The sequence below is a fragment of the Paenibacillus sp. J5C2022 genome, from assembly GCF_025567625.1.
In the GTDB taxonomy this organism is placed as follows: Bacteria; Bacillota; Bacilli; order Paenibacillales; family Paenibacillaceae; genus Pristimantibacillus.
In genome coordinates, this window is the sequence record NZ_JAOQJC010000012.1 from 146,897 (window position 1) to 169,972 (window position 23,076).

The following is a 23,076-nucleotide window of genomic DNA, read 5'->3' on the forward strand; positions in this document are numbered from 1 at the left end:
GGCAATTAATCATGTATGAGCAACTGCCAAATAAGCCACGCTAATGATTGCAGCTTCTCCATTCAATCCTGCGTTCGGGGGCATCAATTATGTCACTTCAATTCATAAGCAAGCTGTTGATCGGCTTGACGACAGCCGGCTTACTCATCATGAATACAGCATCGGCAAACGCCAATTCCGTTACGGTCTCGTTGGAAGAGGAAGAGAAGGCAGCCGCAGAGCAGCAATGGACACTGCCTCATCCGGTCGTCCTGATCGATGTCGGACATGGCGGAATAGATGGCGGAACTTCTCAAGGCGATATACTGGAGAAGGACATTAACCTTGCAATCGCACGCAAGCTGTATGTCCTCCTGCGCAGCGAAGGCATTCCGGCCGTCATGAATCGAACCGGTGATTATGCTCTAAGCGCTGAGAATCGTTGGCATCATAGCCGTTCAAGGCATTTTAAAGACTTAACGCAACGGAGGCAGCTGTCGGAGGAGATTGACAGCCGTCTGTTCATCAGCTTGCATGTTAACTGGGGACGAAACCGCTCGGCTCGCGGTCCCGTCGTACTTCATCAGCCGACGGGAGAAAGCGCACTGCTTGCCTTCTGTCTGCAGAATGCGCTCAACAGGCAGCAGAATTCGAACAAGCTTCCTATAATGGGAGATGCGTTCTACTTGCTGAAGAAGGTTGAGCAACCCGCCGTCATTGTTGAGATGGGCTTCATAAGCAATCCTGTCGACGTCAATATGCTCACAAGTTCCGCCGGTCAGCTTCAGGTGGCCAAGGCAATCGTGTCAGGAATCAGACAATATCAATGGGTTGCCCAATAACGTTTGCACCATATCGGAAAGCTTGACGAATTGCGCATCGGACTGCATGCGGGGAATCGACTGTTTCAGCACGGCTGCCGTTTTCTTCCCAGGCGGCCCTACATGCCCGATCGTTATGCAATTGGCCTTCGTATGCAGAAGCTTATTCAATTGCGATACTTGCTTCGTGATATGTTGCTCCGTGTAGACATCATCCAGGAAGACGTCATTGGACAGCAGAGGCACGCCGACCTCCTCCGCTATTTTCGGCACGACTGTCTTGGAAGTCGTTCTGCTGTCCAGGAAGAACAAGCCGCGCTCCTTGCATACCGTCAGTATGATCCGCATCATCCGCTCGTCCGCCGTTACTTTGGAACCCATATGATTATTCATACCGATGGCATGAGGCACATTCGTTATTGCCTCCTCCACCCGCTTGCGGACTTCTTCATCACTCAGATCCGTCGTCAATGCTCCGGGACCGAGCCAGCTCTTCTTCCCCTTATTCGGCTCCATGGGCATATGTACGATGACATCGTGCCCCAGCCTGTACGCCTCTTCGGCATCCTGCTTCGTCGTAGGCATGAAAGGCATAACTGCTACGGTGAAATGGACAGGCAGCTTCAGCATCTCCTCTGTTCCGGTCATGCCATTCCCGAAGTCGTCAATGACGACGGCGACCGTTCGCGGACGCTCATCCTTCGCCGCCTGCATAGGACTTGCATTCACCGGTCCCGCGAACAGACAGGCGATTGCCACGTGTAGAGCCAGCCCACCTACAATGTACTTCTTCTTCCCTCTAAACCATGCATACATGTCATCACATCCCAGAACCGGATTATTGACACATCGCTTCTTACGTGTCACGATCATTATTATTTCCCATCATTGCTAAAATTATGAAAGCAGTGGCTGGAGTCAAAATATACGGAATATCACGTGAAAAATTTCGGCGACGTGTTCGATAAATATATTAACCAATAATTGTGCACAACGCTCCCATGAGGAGCGTTTTTTGCAAATGAAGATACTCTATGGAGTGTATTCCCAATTCTCTATACAGTTCCAAGAACTTAAGTACATGTATTAAGCATTCATGTTGTTGAAAAACAAAAAAAAGGCTCCTGATCTGCCTAAAAAGCAGATCAAAAACCTGTCATTGATTAAGTGGTGCGGTCGAGAGGACTCGAACCTCCACGTCATTGCTGACACTAGAACCTGAATCTAGCGCGTCTGCCAATTCCGCCACGACCGCATATCGTGCATGTGCCCCAACAATTAGCGGCAACGAAGAATATCATATCACGAATCCAAAGTATGGTCAAGCATTTTAATCCATGCTTTTCAATTAATGATCTTGCTCTCGCTTGCCTCCAACTAATCCGTAATAGAAGAGATGCTCTAGCTCCTTGTATATGACATTATCGGCATGTCCCAGAAAACCCGGTTTGGCCAGCTGTTCTTTGAACATCTGAATATACATAATAACCGCTTGCATGGATAGCGATGAATCGACGCAGCCTTCCTGCTGTCCCATTGCAATCAGCTTCTTGAAAAAAGGCAACGTCTTCTCCTCATAAAAGGCATGCCAATATGGCTCCAGTTGTTGAAAAACACTGTCCGCTTGTCCTCCGATTAATCCGGCATAATTGGATATTTCATGACGATCCGTCAATACTTGATGAAACTTGGACAGAAATGAACCCGGTTGCTCCAGAATTGCCTCATAACGCTCCAGTGTTCGCTCCATCACATCCAATACCGCTACACGAATAAGGGTAGTTTTGTCCCCAAAATAATTATAGACCGTCACTGGCGATACACCGGCATGCTTGGCTATTTCAGCCATGCCGATCTTATCCGCCCCATATTGATTGGACAGCTCCAGCGCTGCCTTCATAATTGCTTGTTTTTTTCTCATGGTACGCAGTTGATATCCGTTCATATGCTCACCCCATCGCCACTATACTAAATGTTCTGTATATAATCAACATCATTTATTCAAAACATAGTTGATGATGAGGCATAACTCATTTATAATGAATGTTATGAACATTTAATATATATTTTATTCATTTCATTCAAGGAGTGATAAGCCATGGAAGCTATTACATCTTCCCAATCCATACCGGGTCCAAAATCCGCCTTAGGCTGGAGAATGAATTTGTTTCATTTTTTCCGAAGACCGTTATTATACCAACGATGGCTGCATCAGACATTCGGGAATGTTGTCGCGATGCGGCAAGGAGACAAGCCATCCCATGTTTTTGCATTCGGTGCTGATTATAATCGTCAAATACTGACCAACCCCGACTTTTTCGAAGTGAGCACCAGCTTGCTCAACTTGCCAAAAGACACCGTTATGGGAGAAATGTTCTACAATAATCTGCTATTAATGCGTGGCGAGAAGCATAAGCAGCATCGGCGCCTCATGATGCCTGCCTTCCATCAGCAGCAAATCGAGCGATACAGTACAGACATGGTTAATCTGACCCGGCAGTTGGCGGCGGAGTGGCGGAATAAAGAGGAGATCGAGCTGAATCATGAAATGAAAAAATTAACGCAGCGCATTGCCGTGAAAACCCTCTTCGGGGTATATGATGAAGCGCGCTTGGAACGGATGGGGGACCAGATCGCTCGGCTGACCAAATCGTTGCTGCTCGCATCGCTGGCTCCCGTTGACATCCCGCTTACCCCCTATCATCGCGCGTTGCACTTAGCACGCGAGCTGCATGCGGACATATGTGCCATCATTGCCGAGAAGCAACGTACCCCCGAGACAGATGTTCTCTCTACCCTTATCCATGCACACGATGAAGATGGCTCCCGATTGACCGAAGCCGAACTAATCGGTCACTCCTTCACCTTATTCGTCGCAGGGCACGAGACGACAGCGAATGCATTAACCTGGTCCCTGTTCCTATTGAGTCAGCATCCCGAGACATTATATCAACTGACAGAAGAATTGGAAGGGGCGTTAGGGGGTGACGTAACAACGTTGGCAAAGGTGATGAAGCTTCCCGTATTGGAAGGCGTAGTGAAGGAAAGCTTGCGCCTGCTCCCCCCTGCCGGCATTGGGACTAGAAGAACCGCAGCTCCATGCGCGTTAGGAACATATGACATCCCCGAAAATACGAATGTGTTTTTCAGTCAAATGATCACCCACCGAATCCCGGACCTGTATCGTGAACCGGACCGATTCCGACCGGAACGATGGCAGACAATCAAACCTACGCCATATGAATTTCTTCCCTTCAGCGCCGGGATGCACATGTGCATCGGGTGGAACTTCGCCATGCAGGAGATGAAGCTGGTGCTGGCCGTGCTCCTGCAGCATTATCGATTCTCTGTCGTCCCTCATGCAAAAATTACGCCGAACATACAGATGCGCCCCGTCCATGGCATGCCTGTCAGGCTCTTGCCGCCAAGCAGTGCAATTGAACGCAGCCCTGTACGGGGAACCATTCGTCAGATGATTGATCTCAACTGATGCGAACGGAAGCGGATGGGTAGAAATGAAAGCTACAAAAAAACATGTGACAAAACAGTTGACCTACCTTATCCTTGCATGGTATATTATTTCTTGTCCGATAAAACGGCATGCGGTCGTGGCGGAATTGGCAGACGCGCTAGATTCAGGTTCTAGTGTCAGCAATGACGTGGAGGTTCGAGTCCTCTCGACCGCACCATACTTAATTATTAAACCCTTCCGGCTGGAAGGGTTTCTTTCATTTCTTGATGGTGTGAAAAATGGCTAGAAGCTTTCCCAGACGTATTGAGCTTCGATCTGTTCGACGAACCCATTCTTCACTTTCTCGGGCAGGTGGCCGGAGGCTACAGCCGGCGCGAAGATGTCTTCCGCATTTAAGTTGGCCTGAAAGTCTCCGAGCACGGCTATCACTGCGGAAGCCTCGACAACTTGCCTTTGGTTATTTGCGATGGGCAGCAGCTTCTCTTTGGCCGCTTGAGTGGAGATGACCACGTACTTCCAATACTGGAGGTTCCATGCCGACGGCGCAGTTGACGCAATTGTCAGCAGCTCCAGTATTTCGCTTTCGCTTAGCTTATGCGACTTCGGCGCTCCAGTGTATGCGGCATACACTAAGCAGGCTTGTCCGCACCTTTTCGGCGCTCCAGTGTATGCGGCATACACTAAGCAGACTTGTCCGCACCTTTTCGGCGCTCCAGTGTATGTCACCTACACTATTTCAGCTCGCTCGTACCTTTTCGGCGCTCCAGTGTATGCGGCATACACTAGGCTGGCTTGTCCGCACCTTTTCGGTGCTCCAGTGTATGTCACCTACACTATTTCAGCTCGCTCGTACCTTTTCGGCGCTCCAGTGTATGTGGCATACACTAAGCTGGCTCGTTCGCACTCTTTCTTCATAATTCCAGACTTGACTCGCCTGCGCCCCAAACATTCGTGCCAACCACGCCCGTTATAATAAGCGCGGCGCCGATGACCGCATGAAACGTGATGGCTTTACCCAGGAAGATTGCACCGGCCGCAATGGACACGACCGTCGATAAATTCGTAAAAACGCTGTTTTTTGACGCTTCTATCTTCGACAGACTGAAGTTGAATAGATAAGCGGTAATGAGCGACGACAGCACACCCAAGTACAGAATAGACATAAGAAAGGTCCCGTTTGTTAGCGGAGCAGCCAATGTGCCTAACGTGCCGTTCAGCGTATGGTTGCTTAATGAAGCGACAAGAAATGCCAGGAATCCGATCCCCATCATCAAGTAGGTAATTTCCAGCGGACTGTAATTCCTTAGCAGTGACTTGGCCCGCACGCTGTATCCGGAAAAAGCAACGCATGATAAAAAAAGCAGAAAAATCGTAGCTTTGAGAACAGCTGCGCCGTAAGCCAACTTCAATTGATTGTTCAACTTTACTCCCCCTCGTGAATGGCCAACAATGTTGTCATGAATCGATTCGACGTATGTAATGGTATGACAAAGAGGGAATCGCTGCAACGCAGCATTGTCACAATTGTATCGATACAGTTAATCTGAGCGACGCGATATTCATTACAAGAGAAACGCCTGACGGCGCCCTTTTACTACTCCGTTCCGGTTCGTATGCCCGTTTTCGGCGCTCCAGTGTAGCGTTCCTACACTAGTTCGGCTCGCACGAGTCTATCCACTTGCTATGGGGATTCAACTCGAATTTTATAAACGCATATCATCAAAAAAAACTTTCTCAGGAGTCGTTCGTCTCTTGAGAAAGTTTTATTCATTTCAGTCGAACAAATCGCCGAATACGTCGAGCACCGTTTTCTTCTTCTTGTATGGACGGCCGTACTTGTCGTACCCGTACTTACTTTGTCCGTGGCCATATCCGTAGCCTTGCTGTTGGCCATATTGTCCCGGGCCGGGATAACCGCTTTGCGGAGGCGGCGCGCTCGGATATCCCTGAGCGCCAGCTGGCCCTCCGCCGAAGCCGCCCTGCGGCTGCTGATTGTACTGTCCGCCGTATCCGCCGGATGACGGATATCCCCCCGCTGTCGGCGACTGCGACGCTCCTGCAGGCGGTGCCGGCTGCGAAGGCTGGTCTCCCCTGCCGTCAGTTGAACCAACATGCATTTGCTGCTCCATGCGCTCATATTCCTGCCGCACTTCATGAACTCCCTGCAGCAGCTTCTCCAGCTCGCCGCGATCTAGCCACACCCCCTTGCAATCGGGACATACATCGATCAGCACGTTATCCTTCTCCACTTCTCTCATTCGCACATCGTTACATACTGGACATTTCATCCCATTCACACTCCTTTATATTGCTGCTTACGACGGGAACTGCCCGTCAGGAATCACTCTATCCTGTGCTGCAGACATATAATAGTAAGAACGACTCAGCTTGACGACTCTGCGGCTCGGTTTGCGCAGCATAACCGTGGAATCGTCCCATGCCACGACGACGCCAAAGACATCGTTGCCCTCTATCTCGTCCCGCACGACCCGCACCTTCTCGCCGCTCTGCCGGTAAGCATCCAGCTGCTGCTCGGATACCGCCATCTTCCCAACCTCCAATATGTACATCCTTATGAAGAAGGGCCTCAATGAAAGACTGTGCTGTTCATTGAGACCCGCCCGTTGCAATCGACGCTGTCGCAAGTTAGCCGACATGCTCTCTGGAGTCGTTCTTCTCGAACCACTCGTCCAATACGCGCGAGGACATGACACGCTTCGCAATATAATCACTTTGCTTGTCGGTGAACTGCTTCTTCCATTCAACGGACAGCTCCTCGCAAAGCTTCACAATGGTAAGCAACTCAGACCAAGCCACATATCGTTTGTACCAGAAAAACTGAGGATGCTCTACCATATAGGGATACAAATCATCAAATTCCGTATGCTTGCAATCCAGCGCTCGCTCGAAATGAGTTTTGGCATCGGCAAGTTTTCCATTCAAAAAATCCGCGGACATCGTTCCCATTGTTCCTGCCTCCCCTCAATCACTTCATTACCATTATATGCGATATTGTTCCTTCGGGAAAGGGAAGTCGCTCTGGTACTTCTTACTGGAACGTAATCTCTCCATTGTCCAGGGAAGCGATCTGCACAAGCGACTCAACACGGATGCCCTGTTCACGCAATAACCTGCCTCCTGCCTGGAACGCTTTCTCCACGACGATGCCCATTCCCGCCAGCGTTGCGCCAGAGCGCTCGATAATTCGAATTAATCCTCGCGCAGCGTCTCCGTTGGCGATGATATCGTCTATGAACAGGATGCGATCATCCGCAGACAAAAACTGCTTGGATATCATAATATCGGTGACCATCCCCTTTGTGAAGGAAGGTACTCTTTCACAATAAACGTCAGGATCGGCGATCAGCGTTTTTTTGCGTCTTGCGAATACGAGTGGCACTCCCAGCACATATGCTGTCGTGAACGCCGCCGGTATGCCGGACGATTCTACAGTAACAACCTTGGTAATCCCGTCTTCTGCATATCTTTTGGCGAACTCATGACCCATTTCCATCGTAAGCGCAGGATCAACCTGATGGTTAATAATCGCATCCATGCGCAATACATCGTTGGAAAGCACGGACGATTCATCCATAATACGCTGCTTTAATTTTTCCATCCTACATGACCTCCGCCAAAATACCTTTTCGTTACATATTAATGAAAACCATCATATTTTTCAACATATCCTTCCGAAAAAAAAGCAACCTTATCCGCTCTTGCTGCGTTTAATAGTATAGAACATCATATTGGAGGCAATAGGATGAAGAGAAAAAAGGGAAACAACAGCACCCGCATGACGCAATGGGTCGCCGCATCCGCTCTGGTCATACTGTTGTCGGGCTGCCAAATAACGGATCAAACGAATGTCGACAGTAATCATAACGATAATGCCAATGTCAAGGACGAGCAGCGGGATGCAACGAAAAACGGTCCTCAAAATACATATTTGAATGATTCCACTGTAGTCGCGAACGCGGGGAATATCAAGGAGCAAGCCACAGAATCGGAGACGGATCTGGAGGCCTCATCGGCCAAAAACGGCAGTACCAGTCTGGAGAAATCCAAAGAGAACGACAAACCGGACAGCTGGAACTCGGAGCTGCCCAAGTTGCATGGCATATCCATCGGAGACAGCAATGAAACCGTCGTGGATCAGTACGGACAAGAGAAGGACAGCTACTCGCTGGAGGAGAAATCCGGTAAGATTCATATCCTGGAGTACGACGGATTCTCTGTCGGCTTCGACGACAATGGAATGGTGCAATTCGTGGAAGTGTACGACAGCAGCATTCAGCCGGGACTTATGGACGTGAAGGTAGGAGTCAAATCGGAGAAGGCGCTGGAACAGCTCGGCAAGCCAGACAAGCATACCGACTATCAGCTTGCTTATGAAGGAAGCGGCGCCATGCTGAAGCTTGACATCGATCCCAAAAACAATGAAGTCGTGTCCATGAAGCTGTTCGCGGTCAGCTAATCGGTCTACGCCAGACCTTTCATACAATAGACAGTCAGTAGAGAAGTTTTTCTCTTCAGGCTGTCTTTTTTAATTGTTCTGAAAGCCCATTGTCGAAGAGGATAGCTTCGATTTGCGTTTTTTAGTCATGCCTCCATATGCTTGTACATACCTTCTATATAGAAGCCCAGTTCGAACGGAGGAAGCAAGCTATGGAGAATCGGACATGGAAAGTATTGCAGATCGCCTCGACATATATGGGTACGATCGTTGGCGCAGGTTTTGCGACGGGACAAGAAATTTTACAGTTTTTCACGCGATTCGGTTATTGGGCCTCCTTGACGATCGCCCTTTCCACCTTCCTGTTCATATGGCTAGGCAGCAAAATGATGATCATTGCCAGCGAAATAAGGGCAAAATCCTATGAAGATCTGAACATTGCCCTGTTCGGCGTCCGTTACGGTACGATCATCAGCTATTTCATGCTTGTCATCCTGCTTGGCGTCACGGCCGTCATGCTGGCCGGGGCCGGTACGATATTCTATGAGCATTGGGGTATCCCGTACCAAATCGGGTTATTGCTTACGATTGCCGCCAGCTTCCTGCTGCTGCGAAAAGGAATGAAGGCGATTCTTGCTGTCAATGCAATCGTCGTTCCCGTGATGCTCCTGTTCACCGTCATCGTCATGATCGACACCTATCAGAGACCGGGCTCGGGCAGATTTCTTACGTTGGCTACAGATCATTCCCCGTGGGCGGCTTGGGCGTCGCCATTCCTGTATACCGCCTTCAACTTATCGCTGGCACAAGCAGTGCTGGTACCGCTTGGCGCGAAAATCAAGGATCGCAGAACGATTGCGCTAGGCTCCTGGGTCGGAGGAATCGGCATCGGCTTCATGCTGCTGGCCGGCCATATTGCATTATCTCTCCATATGCCCGGCATTCAGCAATATTCCATTCCAATGGGCGGCATTGCGAAGCAACTTGGCTACTACATCCAGCTAATCTATATCTTCCTGATCTTCTCGGAAATCTTCACGACGCTGCTCGCCGATATATACGGCTTGACGCTGCAACTGCAGGAGAGAATGAAACTGTCGCAGCAGTGGATCACCTTCGGCATTCTCGTCATCTGCTACTTCGCCAGCCAGATCGGATTCGGGCCGCTGCTGTCGACGTTGTATCCCATGTTCGGCCTTATCAGCATGGGCTGGCTCATCCTTATCATTCGCAAGCGGATAGCGCATCCCCGCGCCTGATCGCCTGCCGCTCCACAAGCCTCGCTCCCTTGCACACGCTCAGCCACTCATCGCGCACATGCTCGTGACAAGTGAACAATATGATCTGTCTGTCCGCCGACAAGCCGTCCATCAATCTTGCCGCCGCCCTCATCCTCGCACGATCGAAGTTGACGAAGGGATCGTCAAGCAGCAGCGGCAGCCGGCCATGCTTCGCGCTCTCCTGCAGCAGCGCCAGCCTCATCGCCAGATAGAGCTGCTCAGCCGTTCCTCTGCTTAGCGCATCGCTCGGGATCTCTCTCTGGTCTTCGCCGACTAGCACAAGCCCGTTGCCCTCCACAGGGAGCATAACCGTTCGATATCGCCCCTCTGTCAGCTCCGCCATATAGCTGGAGGCTCGTCTGAGGACGGACGGCTGCCGCTCTTCCTCGTAGATGGACTTGGTTCCTTCAATAAGCGCGATGCCGAGCGCCAGTATGGCGTATCGTTCCGCATCTGCATCCAGCCTCGCTTGCGACATGCTGAGGCGAGTCTGCAGCTCGCTGCGATCCGCCAAGCCGAGCCCATGGATCTCTTGCTGCAGCCGCCCGCTTGCTTCGTGCAACCCCTTCTCCTCCCTCTGCAGCGACTCCACTCGCAGGCGAGCATCCTCTCGGAGGTCCGCTAACGAATCCTTGTCATGCTGAAGCCATAATTGCTGAAGCTCCGCGAATCGCTGCTCGGGGAGGCCTGCAGTCAGCTCCAGCTTGAGCGCGTCATACTCCCCGTCAAGCTGCCACAGACGCTCCTGCCGCTCCAGCAGGACGGCATAAGCCTCTTCACCGTCTACAGCCGCACTCTTCATGATCGCTTCCTTGTCGGCGCGAATCTCTTCCTTGCGCGCATCCAGAGCGGACAGCTCCATACGCAGCCGCTGCTCCTCCCCTTGCCAGGCATACGCCTGCTTCCGTGCCACTCCATGCGCTTCGATCTCACTCTTCAGCACGCGCAGCGCCACGATCCCATCCGTATCAAGCTGCTTCCGGGCTTGCTCCGACAACGAGCATATCCGTTCCGCCTTATGCTGGTATGCGCGCAGTTCCTCATCGGCCTGGGCCAGCTTCGCTTCCAGGCGGTCATAATGTCGCAGCTGCTGCATGGCTCGTTCCGTCAGCTCGAACGCTTCCAGTGCGGCTGTCGGGGTGAGTGACGATGGCAAGCTGTGATCGGCGAGCCAGCGCTTCCACTCCGCATCGGCACTCTCTCTCTTCGTCTGCAGCGCCTGAAGCTCCTCCCGCCGCACAGACAGCATTCTTCGAATGCGTGTCCGTCGCGCTTCGAGCTCTTCGCAGCGCCCTTGCTGCAATTGATGCTCCTGCAGCGCTTCCATGCGCGACCGAACGGCACTCTGCAGAGCCGTCCGAATGCGGGAGAGGGCATCGGCGCGATCGGCCGACTTCTCCAGCCCGAAGACGACGGTATCGGGATGGCGTACGATCGCCTTCAACGCGGCCTCTAGCGCGTCCTGCTCAGTCGATTGTCTGCCGCTGTCGTTATGTCCGCTGCGGCTCCGCACCCGGCCACGGGAGGGGTAAGCAGGAGACGAATGCCGCCTTCCGCGGCCCGACGACCGACCGGCCAGCGCCAACAAGGCAAGGGAGATTACGCCGGCAATAATGGCGACAAGCACCGTCCATTCCCCTCCCAATCCGGCAGTGGAGGAAGCGGCAGCCCCGACCGCCGCTGCCGATGCTGCCGCTCCACCCCATAGCGGCAGACGCAGCTTCCCGGAGTCGGCCTTCCCTTGCTCGCCGGCTTCGCGATGAAGGCTTCCACTCCTGACGACATCCAGTTCGTACTCGCGAATCGCTTCTTCCAGCCCATGCCAAGCAAGGCGAAGCTGCTCTTCGTTCAGCGGCAGCAGACGCGCCTCGCCCTCTATCATCGCTTCACACCGCTCCTTCGCGCGGTTCAACAGTCGGCTTGCCTGTTCCAGCTCTTCTTCCGCTTCAATAGCCTGTTCCCCGTAAGACCGCACTTCAGCGCCAAGCCTTTCTTCCTCCAGCTGCATGTTATGCTGCCACTCTCTTCGGGAACGCACGTCATCCCGATCGCCGATGGATACGTGCAGCTCACGCAGCTGCCGTTCCGTCCACTCCGTCGAGATGCCGAGCATGAGCGAAGCGATCGTCTCATCCAGCCCCTGCAGCTCCGCCTGCCATTCCGTCCTGTGGACGCGCAGCATCGACATGCGCTCCGCGCCCAGCAGCAGGGCGGCAGCTTCTTCTTCAGCCGCAAGCAGTCTCTCGTCAATGATCAAGCCGTTGCGCTTATGCTGCAGCCACTCCGCTTCGCGCTCCAGCCGGAAGGCCGATTCGCAGACCTCATTCCACCCGTTCTGCAGCTCCTTCCAGCTGCCGGCTGCTCCTTCGGGCAAGCGTCCTGCCGCTGCCAGCTGTCCCCGCTCTTCCTCCAGCCTCCGGCACCCCAGCCATAGCGAATGACCAGCACACGCTCTGGCAGCCAGCTTAAGCTCGCGCTCGGCCGATGGTATAGCGGTCTGAAGCTCCTCCAGCCTCGCTTGTACCCGCATGCTCTCGCCCGTCAGCTCGTTATAGCGGTCGATCGCGTTGCCGCCGGCACGCAATTCTGCGCGAAGCTGCTCCAGTTGACGCGCTTCGGCGGTCATGCGCTGCGTCGTGCCGCGCGGCTTGAACAACAGCTCCCGCTCTCCTCGGAGCCGCTTCAGCCCAGATTCGATCTCGTTGCCTCCTCCCCATCCGGCTTGATACAGGTATTGGCCCAGCTCTTCGCCGGACAGCGCATGTACATTCTGCAGCTCAGTCAGCGTAATTGCGAACTGCTGACGGTACAGCCGTTCATTCACGCTCCCCAGATATGTCCGCTCCCATTCCTTCTGGTCTACCATCCAGCGTCCCTGAGCAGCTGCCTGCCCATCCGTCGGCTCGCTGACACAACGGATATAAGGCAGTCCTCCTCGCTTGTCGCTATGCCGCTCCACGACGAATATGGCTCCGTTCGCATCCCGGAACCTCAGCCTGCCCCCATGACGCCCGCCATACAGCGGCTCATGCCATTCCGGAACGGAGCGCCGCGGGAATCCGTACAGCATCGTTCGAATAAAGTGATATAGCGTGCTCTTGCCGGCTTCATTGGGACCGTACACGATGACGACGGAGCCATCCGTATCCAGCGCTTGTCCAGTCATCGATCCGAATCCGTCTACTTCCGCTGATACTATCCTCATCCGCATCCTCCTGTTCCATCCACTGTTGAACTCTTTCCTCTTCCCGGATTCCGCTTCATTCTCTTCCGGCTCCCGAATGGCGCACGATATGTCCGACGGCAAGCCTGATCGCCTGCTCCAGCCATTCCTTGGACGGATCGTTCCACTTGCCGCGCTGCAGATGACCAAGCTTGGGATGTGCAGCAATCGAGCTCAGCGCCTCACGCGCGAACGACTGCCATGCGGCTTCGTCCCGCTGCAGCCTGCCGGCCAGACGGAGCATCTCTCCCGCGAAGCTCTCTTCCTCCTCAAGCGCCCGCCAATCCAGCTGCTCGCGGGTATGCTGCTCCAACTCGTACACGAAGATCCAAGCAGATGTCTCTTCTTCTGTCGCATGCTCCGCTTGCAGCGACTCAAGCATGTCGGCCAAGATGGCGCCATCCGCAAGCTTGCTGTGCAGCATCCCTTCTCCGGTCAGCTTCAGTCTGATCATTACCGGACGGCCATCTTCCCGGGAAGCCAGCTCGTACGATACTTCGAGCAGCTTATCCAGCAGTTCGCCCTCATCGGGAATCCCGTTAATCGATATCGCTCCTTCGATCCAACGGACGGCATCCAGCGGACGGAAGTCCAATTGCACGTCGCCCGATCGGGACACATCCACGATATAGCAGCCTCGCGAGCCCGTCTCCCGGGGATGCCGTCCTTGCACATTGCCCGGGTAGACGACATGCGGATATTGGTGCAGAATGGCGCGGGTATGAATATGGCCGAGTGCCCAATAATGGAACCCGCCCGCTGTCAATTCCCGCAGCGTGCATGGCGCGTAGGCGTCATGAGAGGGATCGCCGCCCACATTCGCATGGAGCAGCGCGATGTGGAACGGCGCCTCCGCAGAAGGGCGGTAGGAAGCGGCGATGTTGTCCGTAACCGCCCGCCTCCCGTATGACTGTCCATATATGTAAGCAGCCAGCTCACCGCTTCGACGGTAAGCCGGCTGGCCGCTCATGGCTTCCGGGCCAAATATGTGCACCGATTCCGGCAGCTTCAGCTTCGCGCGCTGGCCGCCCATATGATCGTGATTGCCATGGATGGCGAATACGGCAATGCCATGCTCATGCAGCTTGCTCCATTCCCTCGCCAGCGCCAGCTGCGCTCTGAGCGAGCTGTCCGCCTCGTCGTACAAGTCGCCTGCTACGACCACGAAGTCGACCTCTTCCCGGATCGCCAGCTCCGTCAATGCCTTGAGTGCCGAGAAGGTAGACTGCTCCAGCGCGCTGCGAACGGCCGCAGGAGCCTTGGACAGTCCTCGAAAGGGGCTGTCCAGGTGAAGATCCGCAGCGTGAAGGAAGCGGAACGGAACGGTAACGCTCACGATATCGGCTCCTTCGGCTCCGCAGGCTTGAATGCACTGTATTCCTTCTTCAGCTGCGTAATGACGCGACGAATCGAATAGTCCTTCTTCGCCTTGTTCCAAGCGTCGCGGGCCAGATTGTAGCGGAAGTGCGGATCGCTCACAAGCTTCTCCAGCGCCGTTGCCAGCGCGGCAGGGTCTTCCGGCGGAACGAGCAGTCCGTTCACGCCGTCTTCGATCTGCTCCGCTATGCCCCCTACATTGCTGCCGACAAGCGCCAGCCAGCATAATGCCGCTTCCGCAAATACGGAGCCGAATGCCTCCGCTCGAGACGGCAGCACAAAAATATCAAAGAACGGCATGAACTCCTCCGGATGAAGCATATAGCCGTAAAATATGATGTCGTCGTACAAGCCCAGTTCCTTGGCCAACGTCTCCAATTCCTCCCGAATGGGTCCATCTCCGATAATATGAAGCACGAAGGCGTGCTCACGCCGCTTCAGATCCGCGCAGGCGTGCAGCAGAATATCCAGCCCCTTGGCGGGAACAAGCCTGCATACGGTAATGAGCTGCGGAACGGCATTGTCATGGGCAATGGGCTTGAACCGCTTCTCGTCGAATCCGTTGGGAATGACGCCGATATTCTGCGGATGCTCCACATATTGGCCCAAATAAGAGCGGAAGGAATCCGATACCGTCAGCAGCCGGTCCGCCCTCTGCTCCAGCTCGCGATAGATCGCCGCCAGGAACCGGTGATCCGGGCTGCCCTCCTTTATTTTCCCGTTCAGAATAAGCTCCCGCTCATAGCTGGAGTGAATGGTGACAATAAGCGGCGTCTCCGGGAATAACTGCTTCATCACCAGTGCCGCAATGGGGTGGTGCGCATGAATAATATCGTACTTCTTCTTAATGCGCATCTCCGTCCACCAGACGTAGTCCCGATAAGTTTGGATATATTTGTCCACGATGCGGCTGCCCGCAAACGGTGTATGATCGAATGTGTGGAACTTGACCTCGCCTTGTCCCTTGTCGCGCACGCGCTTCGGCAGCGAGAACAGCTCCATCTCCCACCCCAGCTTCATAAATCGTTCCTGTATATATGGCACCATAGACGATACACCGCCCGGCTGCTCCGGAGGAAAAAACATGGCTTGCAATACGTTCATCTATTTCAACTCCTATTCATGAAAAAACCTTAATCGAGACAACCTGTACATTTTACATGCTGTCGCTCGTGACATACTCCCACTGCCTACGCTAACGCTAAGAGGTGGGAGACTTCTTGTCGCATGGATTAAAAATAACCGCCCATTCCGCCGATGAATTAATTGTAAAGAGGTTTCCCTTTCTCTTCTACTCCGTTATGATATAATAGAACGTATGTTTCTGTAAAGGCACATGGCCAAATCTGACTTGATGGTGGTTGAATAATGACTTTCATGCAATGGTTGACCGGGCCTCACGCCCAGCTGTTTTCTTCTTCGTCGGTAATCGTTGTGCTCGTGCTCATGCTCTTCATGTCTATTAAATTATATGTAAGCTACCGCAGCAAAGGTACATACCGCCTGCTGATTGCTGGCATTATGCTTATGATGGCAAGACAAACGCTGCTGCTGCTGGCGTTCCCTGGTTGGTCGCTGCCTTCATGGGTGCATATCGCGTCTACACTTATGGCTATTCTTATCTTCATCGTCATCAACTTCGTGTTCATGAAGCTGTATACGATTCGTTCCCTGCAGCTGAAGACGACGCCGTTCCTTCTGATGGCCGTCGCCGCGTTGCTGCTGGCAGGCGCACAGCATGCCATTACGCCGCTGTTCGATATGAAGCCGACCGATGCCGGCCTGTTCCTCTTCCCGGTATTGGACTTCTACAGCATCGTCCTTGCGATGATGATGCTGCTCAGTACGCGAAGCGCCTACATGAGTCCGAAGTATTATGCGAGCCTGCTCGTCTACTTCTGTCTGGAGCTTGCCAGAGCAGCGGACCATTATGTGTTCCACAGCTCCCAGGCGTGGCTGCTGCTGCTTGTATTGCTGCTGCCGATCGTCTATGCCGCCATCCTGTTCATGATGCTGTTCGAGTGGGTCATTGAGCGGCTGATCTCAACCTATCAGTCCTCTATCTTAGACGGGCTAACCGGCTTGTACAACCGCCGCCACTTCAGCGCCAAGTCCGAGCAACTGAAGGCGAGGAAGCCTGTCGCGGTCATCTTCTGCGATATCGACAACTTCAAGCGGCTGAACGATACGCAAGGGCATCACAAGGCCGATGGTGTGTTGAAGCGAGTTGCGGAGATTATTCGCGAGGAATCCAGCGGCATCGGACATGCAGGCCGCTACGGCGGCGAGGAGTTGCTGGCCTGCATAAGCACCGACCGAGTCAAGCCCGACGTTGTAGCGGAATCGATACGCCGACGGATAGAAGAGGAGACGATTGTGACGGTCAGCGTCGGGTATAGCACATCCAAGGACAGCAAGGAGCTTCACGAGCTGATCAAGCAATCTGATGCAGCAATGTATTATTCCAAGACCAATGGCAAAAATCGGGTCACCGCCTATCGCTCCATGCCGGCTTCCGCCAAAGCGGTGATGACATAATGCCAATCTCTCCTTACAGCAGCAAGGGACTTCGCGCATCGCGCTGAAGTCCCTTCTTGTATATTGGTTGAATTAATCTTTAATGGGAATAAGAAGCTCTACCGGCTCCTCCTCGAAGTGCTGTTCATCCATATAGAATAGCTCCAGCGATACCGCATTCTCCTGCTTCACAAGGCCTTGCTCGTTCATCCAGGCGTGAAGCTGTTCGTAGCCTTCTCCGATTCGCTTGTTGGAGCATGCAGCCATCGCGTAACGATGCGGGGGAATGCTGATCTGAACCATGCCCGGCGGCGCTTCCTCCATCTTGTAGTCCACCTTGAAGCAGGACCAGAACGTCGCAAAGGATTCGTTCCCATGATAGGGGCAGTAAAGCACAGTTGATTTCGCCGCTTCGTTCAATTCATGCTTCCTGGCCATAAACTCCGTTTGCAATCGAATGGCTTCATCCGGGAAGGATGCGTAAGGACCGCAATAACTGATTCCGACTAGGTGCAGAGACGGTCTTGATACGATCGAGCAGTTTTCCACGCTGGCTTCCTCCTTTTGATGGACAGAACCTGTAGGATGAGCTTTCTACCTTCTTAGTGTATCATGAATTGCCATTAAAATGGTAGTTTTATTGTTCCAGACGCTTCATAAACTCTTCTGCTGCACTATAGCCTTGCTGCTTCAAATACCAGCTGTTGGCCGCCGCTTCGATCAATCCGGCGACGTCCCGTCCCGGCTGCAGCTGAATCTCAATGTGCGGTATGCGGACGCCCATATAATCGACTGTCTTCTCCTCCAGCTCCAGTTCGTTGTTCAACTCGTTGTCCCGCCATTTCGTCAGCTCGATATCCAGCGTAATTCTCGTCTCGTCCTGGAACGCACCTCTGCCGTACAGTCTGACGACATTGACGAGACCAACGCTGCGAAGCGCCAGAAATTCCTTCGTCTTCTCGTTGTGACTGCCAAGCAGCGTCTGCGCGCTCAGCTTCTTCAGCACGACGATATCATCGGCTACCAGCCTGTGCCCTCTGCGGATGAGCGTATGCGCCGTCTCGCTCTTCCCGACGCCCGATTTGCCGCGAAGCAGCACGCCAATCCCCGATACGTTCATGCAGACGCCGTGAATGGCGATCTCCTGTGCCAGCGCTTTCAGCAGGAAGGCGTCCAGCATGCTAAGGAACGCAGATGTCGGCTCCTTCGTCCGGAGCAGCGGAATGCCTTCTTGCTCGCAATATTTCGTCAAATACTTCAGACCGCTTTGGCCGGAGGTGACGACGAAGCACGGCGGATGATATTTCACAATATTGCCGATATGATGGTTGCGCTCCTCATCCGTCAGCCTGTGCAAATAGGTTATTTCTTTTTTGCCCAGCACCTGCACATGCTCTTGCGGAAAGAAGTCGAAGTAACCCGTGAATTCCAGTCCCGGCCGGTATGCTCTCGCCTTCCCGATCGACCGGTCCAGCCTTTCCTCCGCCGCAAGCACTTCCAGCCCGAATCTTGCCTGCAGCTCTTTCACCTGTATCAATTTCATGGAACCCCTTCCTCCCAGCCCCGCTAATTTCCCCCACAAAGTGAGGTTCCGCTTCGAAGATTACTGGGGTACTTTGCGGGGACCCCGGAACTTATATGCCAGTATGTTTAAAAAAATCGCCCTCAAGTACAGCCGGAGCGGTAAATGGAGGACGATTAAAATCTGGTGCGTCTATTGTTGTCATTAAAAATTGAAAACGAAGTCTTCGTCCTTCAAAGGCTCAACATTTAATGTACGAACGTAACCGTTGCCCTTCTTGGAGAAGAAGTCATGCTGCTTCGTATGCGTGCTGATGCCGTTGAATACGATTGGATTGACCGGCTCCTCCGGGAAGTGCGGCTCCAATCCAAGGTTCATCAGCGCTTTATTGGCATTGTAGCGGACGTAGGTTTTCACTTCCTCCTGCAAGCCAACCGCCGTATACAGATCATCCGTATATTTCACTTCATTGTCATACAAGGTCAGCAGCAATTCGTGCACTTCACTGCGCAGCACCTCTTGCTCTTCTGCGCTGAACGTCTCGAACAGCTCTTGCGCCAGCACGCCCACGTACAAGCCATGAATGCTTTCATCGCGCAAAATCAGGTCGATGATCTCGCCGCTGCTCGTCATTTTGCCCTGACCGGCCAAGTAGAGCGGATAGAAGAAGCCGCTATAGAACAGGTAGCTCTCCAGGAAGACGGAGGCTGCCATCGCTTTATACAGTTCCTTCGGACCCGTAATATTTCTGTACCATGCGGAGATCAGCTCGGCTTTGCGCTGCAGCTGCTCGTTCTCCTCCACCCATCTGAAGATCGCATCGATCTCTTCGTTGGATGCAAGCGTCGTGAAGATGCTGCTGTAGGATTTGGCATGAATCTGCTCCATCATTGCCATAAAGCCAAGGACCGCTTTCCGCTGCAATCCGTCGACATGCTCCAGAATCTTCGGCATGCCGACGCCGCCCTGTATCGTATCCAGCAAGGTCAGACCGCCAAGCACATTTTTGTACAACTTCTGCTCCTCTTCCGTCATGTTCATCCAATCCATCTTGTCATCCGAGAGAGGAATCTCTTCATCTGTCCAAAACTGCATCACATTCTGCTGCCAGAACGTGTGCGTAAAATCGTCGTCCGGGCGGTTCCAGTTTACTGCTTTCATATAGGCATACCCCTTCTTCGCTACTTGTTCATCATGAATTGACTCATCCGTTAGACGGCGCAGCTTGTACATTCCTCTACGGACAGACGCTTCGTTCTCGTGTAGTACAGTGACTTAAGCCCCTTCTGCGCGGCATAAATGTAGAATCTGGCCAACTCTCTTGTCGTGACGTTGCTGTTCACGTGAAGAACGGTCGAAATGCCCTGATCCACATGCTGGCTAATCTCGGCGACTAGATCAATCAGCTTGAACTGGTCGATATTGTAGGCTGACTTGTAATAGAAGAAGTTCTCCTGCGACAAGTAAGGCATCGGATAATAAGTCGTCGAATTCGCATAAGTGCGCGTCTCGATATGCTCTACGATCGGCATGACGCTGGATGTCGCATTCTGGATGTAAGAGATGCTCTGCGTCGGCGCGATCGCCAGACGGTACGCGTGGTACAGGCCATGCTCCTGCACCTTCGCCTTCAGTGCAGCCCAATCCTCCGGAGAAGGAACATCCATCCCATGGAACAGTTCCTTGACGCGTTCCGTCTTCGGACGGAAATCCGTCTCAATATAGCGAGTAAAGTAAGTGCCCTTGGCATACTCCGAACGATCGAAATCCTTGAACGTGACGCCGCGCTCCTTGGCAATCTCCATACTCTTCTCCAGTGAGTAGAAGTTCATCATCATGAAGAAGACGCTGGCGAAATCCCTCGCTTCCTCGCTCTCGTAGGCGATTCGGTTCTTCGCAAGGTAGCCGTTCAGGTTCATGGCGCCGAGTCCGACGGAGTGCAGCTCTTCATTCGCCTTGCGAACGCCGGGAGCGTTGTCGATCTTGGACAGGTCACTTACCGTCGTTAGGGCGTCGATGCCGACATGGACGGAATCCTTCACCTTGCCAAGCTCCATGACATTCACGATGTTGAGCGACGCCAGGTTGCAGCTGATGTCGCGGCGAATGACATCGTCGTAGCCGTAATCGTTAATTTCCGTCGTCTCCTGCAGTTGGAAGATTTCCGTACACAGATTGGACATTTTCACGTTGCCGATATCCTTAAGCGCATGCACTTCGTTCGCATTGGACTTGTTCATAATATACGGGTAGCCGGATTCCAACTGGATGGAAGCGACCTTCGTCAGCATCTCGCGCGCATTCATGACCGTCTTCTTCGTCACGGCCTCGTTAGCCAGCAACTCCTCGTACATCTTGTCCATATCCATGTCGTCCAGGTGTACGCCGTATGCCTTGTGAACGGAATGCGGGCCGAAGACGACAAGCGGCTTGTTCCCCGCGGCAAGCTCATAGAATTTATTCGGAATGATCAAGCCGATGGACAGCGTCTTGATGCGCGATTTCTCATCGGCGTTAATTTTTTTGCAATCCAGGAACTCGATAACGTCCCAGCCGAAAATATTGTAGTAGCCCGCACCCGAGCCTTTGCGCTGGCCCATCTGATCCGCGTAGGAGAATGCATCCTCCATCAGCTTCAGCACCGGCATAATGCCTTTGGCCGCTCCCGCTACGCCCTTGATCGGTTCGCCGCGTCCTCTCAGCTTGGACAGGTTGACCGCTACGCCGCCGCCGATCTTCGACAGCTGCATGCACGTGCCCAGCACATAGTTGATGGAGTTCAAGGAGTCGTCCATCTCCAGCAGGAAGCAGGATACCATCTCACCGCGGCGGCTCTTGCCCGCATTCAGGAATGTCGGCGTCGCCGGCTGCAAGCGCTGATCGATCATAGCCTCTGCAATGCTGAGTGCCTTGTCGATATTTCCTTCCCCAAGGTGCAGAGCTACGATGGCTACTCGATCCGCATATTGCTCCAGATACATCTTTTTGTCGTTGGTTTTGAGGGCGTAGTCCTTGTAGAACTTCGATGCCGCCATGTAAGACTGGAATTGAAAATTGTTGCTTGCCGTCAGATGGAATACAGCCTCTATTTGCTCGTATGTATATTTGTCATATACATTATCGTAATAGTCGTTATCAATAAGGTAATCCAGCTTCTCCCGCAGCGAGTCGAACTTCATGCTCTTCTCGTCCACTTCCGCCATGAATGCCAGTACGGCTTCCTTGTCCTTCTCCAGCTGATAGAAGCCGTCCTCGCCGCGCTGCATCAATTCGTTGTTCAACTCAATATGCTTCAATGGTTTGCACCCTCTCAACAAAATGTAACCTATCCTGTGTCGTACCTGACAACTCAAACTTTGCAATGACGGGGACATCGTACTTCTGGGAGATGGTATCCGCGCTCTTGGCGAAGCCCGTTCCCCAATTCCGATTGCCGCTGGCGGCGACGCCGCGCAACATTCCATGCTTCGCTTCCAGGAAGCTTGCAACCTTCTCCGGAACTTGCCCGAAGCCTGTCGTGTATGTAATTAATACATAAGGCTCGTCAATATCATGATACTCGTCAATCGACATCGTCCGCATTTCCAGCTTGTTGACGAAACGCTTCACATTGCCTGTTTTTGAATCATAGACAACTAGCATCAACGCCCGCTCCTCTACCGAATTATAGCAATAAAAATGCGCTTCTGTCCCTGACTGTGGCAGATGCGCTAGGTAACGATTCGCCTGATGGCTATTACTGAAACCACTACATACATCAATATGTAGTTGGTGATTTTGATTTTACATCAAGATATAGGTTCCGTCAATGAAAAATATGGTTAGTTTTTTTGCCGCGTTTTTGAGCGTACTCGACTATTCTATCAGATATGGCTATGATGGGATAGTGACATTTTATAGCTATATTTGGAGGTAGACATGAAAAAAACGATATCCCGGGAGGAAGCGGTTCGGGAACTTCATGTCCTGTTCGAAGAAGCGGGACGAAAGTCTCAAGATCTATTGGACTATGTGGAAACGATCGAATTCGAGCGCAATCGACTTCGTGATGAGGTGCGTCAGCTGAAGCTCTCCGCCTCCAAACGACGCGCCTCGTCGGATGCCATGAACAGCCGCTTGAAGGATGCGCTGCGAGAATAGCGTGGATGAGTGTGAACATTTGGGGCGATAGATCGCATGTTTCAACTCATTCCCGTCTGTTATGTAATCAATATGGGCGATAGATCGCATGTTACAGCTCATTCCCGCCCGTAATGTAACCAATTTGAGCGATTAATGGCGGCTTTGGGGCGGACGTGGCACTCTTGGCGGGGCTATGTGACCATTTGGGGCGATCAATCGCATGTTACAGCTCATTCCCGCCTCCTATGCGCTCAATTGGAGTGATAGGCAGTTACTGTCTATATAACTACTTACTTTGTACGTTTTT

22 protein-coding genes, 2 tRNA genes and 1 pseudogene are annotated in these 23,076 nt (G+C 52.8%); 8 read left to right on the plus strand and 17 right to left on the minus strand.

Going from position 1 to position 23,076, the window contains the following annotated elements; genetic code table 11:
* Positions 1 to 89: 89 nt before the first annotated feature.
* Complete coding sequence (locus M6D81_RS12400) at positions 90 to 821, plus strand: N-acetylmuramoyl-L-alanine amidase (protein ID WP_262677217.1); 732 nt, start codon at positions 90 to 92, stop codon at positions 819 to 821.
* Here M6D81_RS12400 and M6D81_RS12405 read toward each other — a convergent pair.
* Entirely contained in the window at positions 786 to 1,616 is an 831-nt protein-coding gene (locus tag M6D81_RS12405; RefSeq protein WP_262677218.1) for a divergent polysaccharide deacetylase family protein, read from the minus strand. The two genes, M6D81_RS12400 and M6D81_RS12405, sit on opposite strands and share 36 nt — an antisense overlap.
* Before the next feature lie 96 nt (positions 1,617 to 1,712).
* On the opposite strand from M6D81_RS12405, the gene M6D81_RS31810 reads away from it, so the two are divergent.
* Positions 1,713 to 1,784 (plus strand): YvbH-like oligomerization domain-containing protein, encoded by a 72-nt coding sequence (locus tag M6D81_RS31810; RefSeq protein WP_410795730.1) that lies wholly within the window; start codon positions 1,713 to 1,715, stop codon positions 1,782 to 1,784.
* Between the two features lie 184 nt (positions 1,785 to 1,968).
* Here the strand turns inward: M6D81_RS31810 and M6D81_RS12410 are convergent.
* Positions 1,969 to 2,055: transfer RNA gene (locus M6D81_RS12410), tRNA-Leu, on the minus strand.
* Between the two features lie 93 nt (positions 2,056 to 2,148).
* A complete protein-coding gene (locus M6D81_RS12415; protein WP_262677219.1) occupies positions 2,149 to 2,745 on the minus strand; it encodes a TetR/AcrR family transcriptional regulator in 597 nt (198 codons plus the stop codon).
* A gap of 153 nt (positions 2,746 to 2,898) precedes the next feature.
* Between M6D81_RS12415 and M6D81_RS12420 the strand changes: the two genes are divergently transcribed.
* Entirely contained in the window at positions 2,899 to 4,290 is a 1,392-nt protein-coding gene (locus M6D81_RS12420; protein ID WP_262677220.1) for a cytochrome P450, read from the plus strand.
* A gap of 112 nt (positions 4,291 to 4,402) precedes the next feature.
* Positions 4,403 to 4,489, plus strand: a tRNA-Leu gene (locus tag M6D81_RS12425).
* Positions 4,490 to 4,554: 65 nt separating this feature from the next.
* On the opposite strand, the gene M6D81_RS12430 is transcribed toward M6D81_RS12425, so the two are convergent.
* The 6 genes and pseudogenes from M6D81_RS12430 to M6D81_RS12455 all read right to left on the minus strand — a co-directional run bounded on the left by M6D81_RS12430 (position 4,555) and on the right by M6D81_RS12455 (position 7,891).
* Positions 4,555 to 4,902: a nitroreductase family protein gene (locus tag M6D81_RS12430; RefSeq protein WP_262677221.1), complete on the minus strand. Its 348-nt coding sequence runs from the start codon at positions 4,900 to 4,902 to the stop codon at positions 4,555 to 4,557.
* A gap of 281 nt (positions 4,903 to 5,183) precedes the next feature.
* Positions 5,184 to 5,693, minus strand: a complete 510-nt coding sequence (locus M6D81_RS12435; protein ID WP_262677222.1) for a DMT family transporter — start codon at positions 5,691 to 5,693, stop codon at positions 5,184 to 5,186.
* 722 nt (positions 5,694 to 6,415) lie between these two features.
* Positions 6,416 to 6,560: pseudogene (locus M6D81_RS12440) on the minus strand (TFIIB-type zinc ribbon-containing protein); the annotation flags it as partial.
* A gap of 27 nt (positions 6,561 to 6,587) precedes the next feature.
* Entirely contained in the window at positions 6,588 to 6,818 is a 231-nt protein-coding gene (locus M6D81_RS12445) for a hypothetical protein (protein ID WP_262677223.1), read from the minus strand.
* Between the two features lie 100 nt (positions 6,819 to 6,918).
* Positions 6,919 to 7,239: a hypothetical protein gene (locus M6D81_RS12450; RefSeq protein ID WP_262677224.1), complete on the minus strand. Its 321-nt coding sequence runs from the start codon at positions 7,237 to 7,239 to the stop codon at positions 6,919 to 6,921.
* Positions 7,240 to 7,321: 82 nt separating this feature from the next.
* Positions 7,322 to 7,891: a xanthine phosphoribosyltransferase gene (locus M6D81_RS12455; RefSeq protein ID WP_262677225.1), complete on the minus strand. Its 570-nt coding sequence runs from the start codon at positions 7,889 to 7,891 to the stop codon at positions 7,322 to 7,324.
* A 144-nt stretch (positions 7,892 to 8,035) separates the two neighbouring features.
* Between M6D81_RS12455 and M6D81_RS12460 the strand changes: the two genes are divergently transcribed.
* Together M6D81_RS12460 and M6D81_RS12465 are read left to right on the plus strand one after the other, a co-directional pair.
* Entirely contained in the window at positions 8,036 to 8,749 is a 714-nt protein-coding gene (locus M6D81_RS12460) for a hypothetical protein (RefSeq protein ID WP_262677226.1), read from the plus strand.
* A gap of 191 nt (positions 8,750 to 8,940) precedes the next feature.
* A complete protein-coding gene (locus tag M6D81_RS12465; RefSeq protein ID WP_262677227.1) occupies positions 8,941 to 9,987 on the plus strand; it encodes a YkvI family membrane protein in 1,047 nt (348 codons plus the stop codon).
* Here the strand turns inward: M6D81_RS12465 and M6D81_RS12470 are convergent.
* Genes M6D81_RS12470 through M6D81_RS12480 form a run of 3 tightly spaced genes read right to left on the minus strand, consistent with a single transcriptional unit; the run spans position 9,953 to position 15,712 of the window.
* Positions 9,953 to 13,213, minus strand: coding sequence for an AAA family ATPase (locus tag M6D81_RS12470; protein ID WP_262677228.1), 3,261 nt, complete (start codon positions 13,211 to 13,213; stop codon positions 9,953 to 9,955). The genes M6D81_RS12465 and M6D81_RS12470 overlap by 35 nt on opposite strands.
* Before the next feature lie 55 nt (positions 13,214 to 13,268).
* The gene (locus M6D81_RS12475) at positions 13,269 to 14,567 is read right to left on the minus strand and encodes a metallophosphoesterase family protein (protein ID WP_262677229.1); all 1,299 of its coding nucleotides are present in this window, start codon (positions 14,565 to 14,567) and stop codon (positions 13,269 to 13,271) included.
* Positions 14,564 to 15,712, minus strand: coding sequence for a glycosyltransferase family 4 protein (locus tag M6D81_RS12480; protein ID WP_262677230.1), 1,149 nt, complete (start codon positions 15,710 to 15,712; stop codon positions 14,564 to 14,566). The genes M6D81_RS12475 and M6D81_RS12480 overlap by 4 nt, the downstream gene beginning before the upstream one ends.
* Before the next feature lie 264 nt (positions 15,713 to 15,976).
* Here M6D81_RS12480 and M6D81_RS12485 point away from each other — a divergent pair, with 264 nt between their 5' ends.
* Positions 15,977 to 17,146, plus strand: a complete 1,170-nt coding sequence (locus M6D81_RS12485; RefSeq protein WP_262677231.1) for a GGDEF domain-containing protein — start codon at positions 15,977 to 15,979, stop codon at positions 17,144 to 17,146.
* Between the two features lie 72 nt (positions 17,147 to 17,218).
* Here M6D81_RS12485 and M6D81_RS12490 read toward each other — a convergent pair whose 3' ends face one another.
* From M6D81_RS12490 to nrdI, 5 genes are all read right to left on the minus strand, one after another.
* A complete protein-coding gene (locus M6D81_RS12490; RefSeq protein ID WP_262677232.1) occupies positions 17,219 to 17,674 on the minus strand; it encodes a GyrI-like domain-containing protein in 456 nt (151 codons plus the stop codon).
* Positions 17,675 to 17,762: 88 nt separating this feature from the next.
* Complete coding sequence (gene hprK, locus M6D81_RS12495) at positions 17,763 to 18,668, minus strand: HPr(Ser) kinase/phosphatase (RefSeq protein WP_262677233.1); 906 nt, start codon at positions 18,666 to 18,668, stop codon at positions 17,763 to 17,765.
* Between the two features lie 183 nt (positions 18,669 to 18,851).
* Positions 18,852 to 19,808, minus strand: a complete 957-nt coding sequence (gene nrdF / locus M6D81_RS12500; protein ID WP_262677234.1) for a class 1b ribonucleoside-diphosphate reductase subunit beta — start codon at positions 19,806 to 19,808, stop codon at positions 18,852 to 18,854.
* A gap of 50 nt (positions 19,809 to 19,858) precedes the next feature.
* Positions 19,859 to 21,943: a class 1b ribonucleoside-diphosphate reductase subunit alpha gene (gene nrdE / locus M6D81_RS12505; protein WP_262677235.1), complete on the minus strand. Its 2,085-nt coding sequence runs from the start codon at positions 21,941 to 21,943 to the stop codon at positions 19,859 to 19,861.
* A complete protein-coding gene (gene nrdI, locus M6D81_RS12510; protein WP_262677236.1) occupies positions 21,930 to 22,289 on the minus strand; it encodes a class Ib ribonucleoside-diphosphate reductase assembly flavoprotein NrdI in 360 nt (119 codons plus the stop codon). Before nrdI ends, nrdE begins: the two co-directional genes overlap by 14 nt.
* Before the next feature lie 276 nt (positions 22,290 to 22,565).
* On the opposite strand from nrdI, the gene M6D81_RS12515 reads away from it, so the two are divergent.
* On the plus strand, positions 22,566 to 22,787 hold the full coding sequence (locus tag M6D81_RS12515) for a hypothetical protein (RefSeq protein WP_262677237.1): 222 nt from the start codon (positions 22,566 to 22,568) through the stop codon (positions 22,785 to 22,787).
* Positions 22,788 to 23,076: the final 289 nt, after the last annotated feature.

What these genes read in the sequence shown, in the direction of transcription:
- M6D81_RS12400 (WP_262677217.1), top strand. Translation starts at nt 90, where the DNA reads ATGTCACTTCAATTCATAAGCAAGCTGTTGATCGGCTTGACGACAGCC.
- M6D81_RS12405 (WP_262677218.1), bottom strand. Translation starts at nt 1,616, where the DNA reads ATGTATGCATGGTTTAGAGGGAAGAAGAAGTACATTGTAGGTGGGCTG.
- M6D81_RS12415 (WP_262677219.1), bottom strand. Translation starts at nt 2,745, where the DNA reads ATGAACGGATATCAACTGCGTACCATGAGAAAAAAACAAGCAATTATG.
- M6D81_RS12420 (WP_262677220.1), top strand. Translation starts at nt 2,899, where the DNA reads ATGGAAGCTATTACATCTTCCCAATCCATACCGGGTCCAAAATCCGCC.
- M6D81_RS12445 (WP_262677223.1), bottom strand. Translation starts at nt 6,818, where the DNA reads ATGGCGGTATCCGAGCAGCAGCTGGATGCTTACCGGCAGAGCGGCGAG.
- M6D81_RS12450 (WP_262677224.1), bottom strand. Translation starts at nt 7,239, where the DNA reads ATGGGAACGATGTCCGCGGATTTTTTGAATGGAAAACTTGCCGATGCC.
- M6D81_RS12455 (WP_262677225.1), bottom strand. Translation starts at nt 7,891, where the DNA reads ATGGAAAAATTAAAGCAGCGTATTATGGATGAATCGTCCGTGCTTTCC.
- M6D81_RS12460 (WP_262677226.1), top strand. Translation starts at nt 8,036, where the DNA reads ATGAAGAGAAAAAAGGGAAACAACAGCACCCGCATGACGCAATGGGTC.
- M6D81_RS12465 (WP_262677227.1), top strand. Translation starts at nt 8,941, where the DNA reads ATGGAGAATCGGACATGGAAAGTATTGCAGATCGCCTCGACATATATG.
- M6D81_RS12470 (WP_262677228.1), bottom strand. Translation starts at nt 13,213, where the DNA reads ATGAGGATAGTATCAGCGGAAGTAGACGGATTCGGATCGATGACTGGA.
- M6D81_RS12480 (WP_262677230.1), bottom strand. Translation starts at nt 15,712, where the DNA reads ATGAACGTATTGCAAGCCATGTTTTTTCCTCCGGAGCAGCCGGGCGGT.
- M6D81_RS12485 (WP_262677231.1), top strand. Translation starts at nt 15,977, where the DNA reads ATGACTTTCATGCAATGGTTGACCGGGCCTCACGCCCAGCTGTTTTCT.
- hprK (WP_262677233.1), bottom strand. Translation starts at nt 18,668, where the DNA reads ATGAAATTGATACAGGTGAAAGAGCTGCAGGCAAGATTCGGGCTGGAA.
- nrdF (WP_262677234.1), bottom strand. Translation starts at nt 19,808, where the DNA reads ATGAAAGCAGTAAACTGGAACCGCCCGGACGACGATTTTACGCACACG.
- nrdI (WP_262677236.1), bottom strand. Translation starts at nt 22,289, where the DNA reads ATGCTAGTTGTCTATGATTCAAAAACAGGCAATGTGAAGCGTTTCGTC.
- M6D81_RS12515 (WP_262677237.1), top strand. Translation starts at nt 22,566, where the DNA reads ATGAAAAAAACGATATCCCGGGAGGAAGCGGTTCGGGAACTTCATGTC.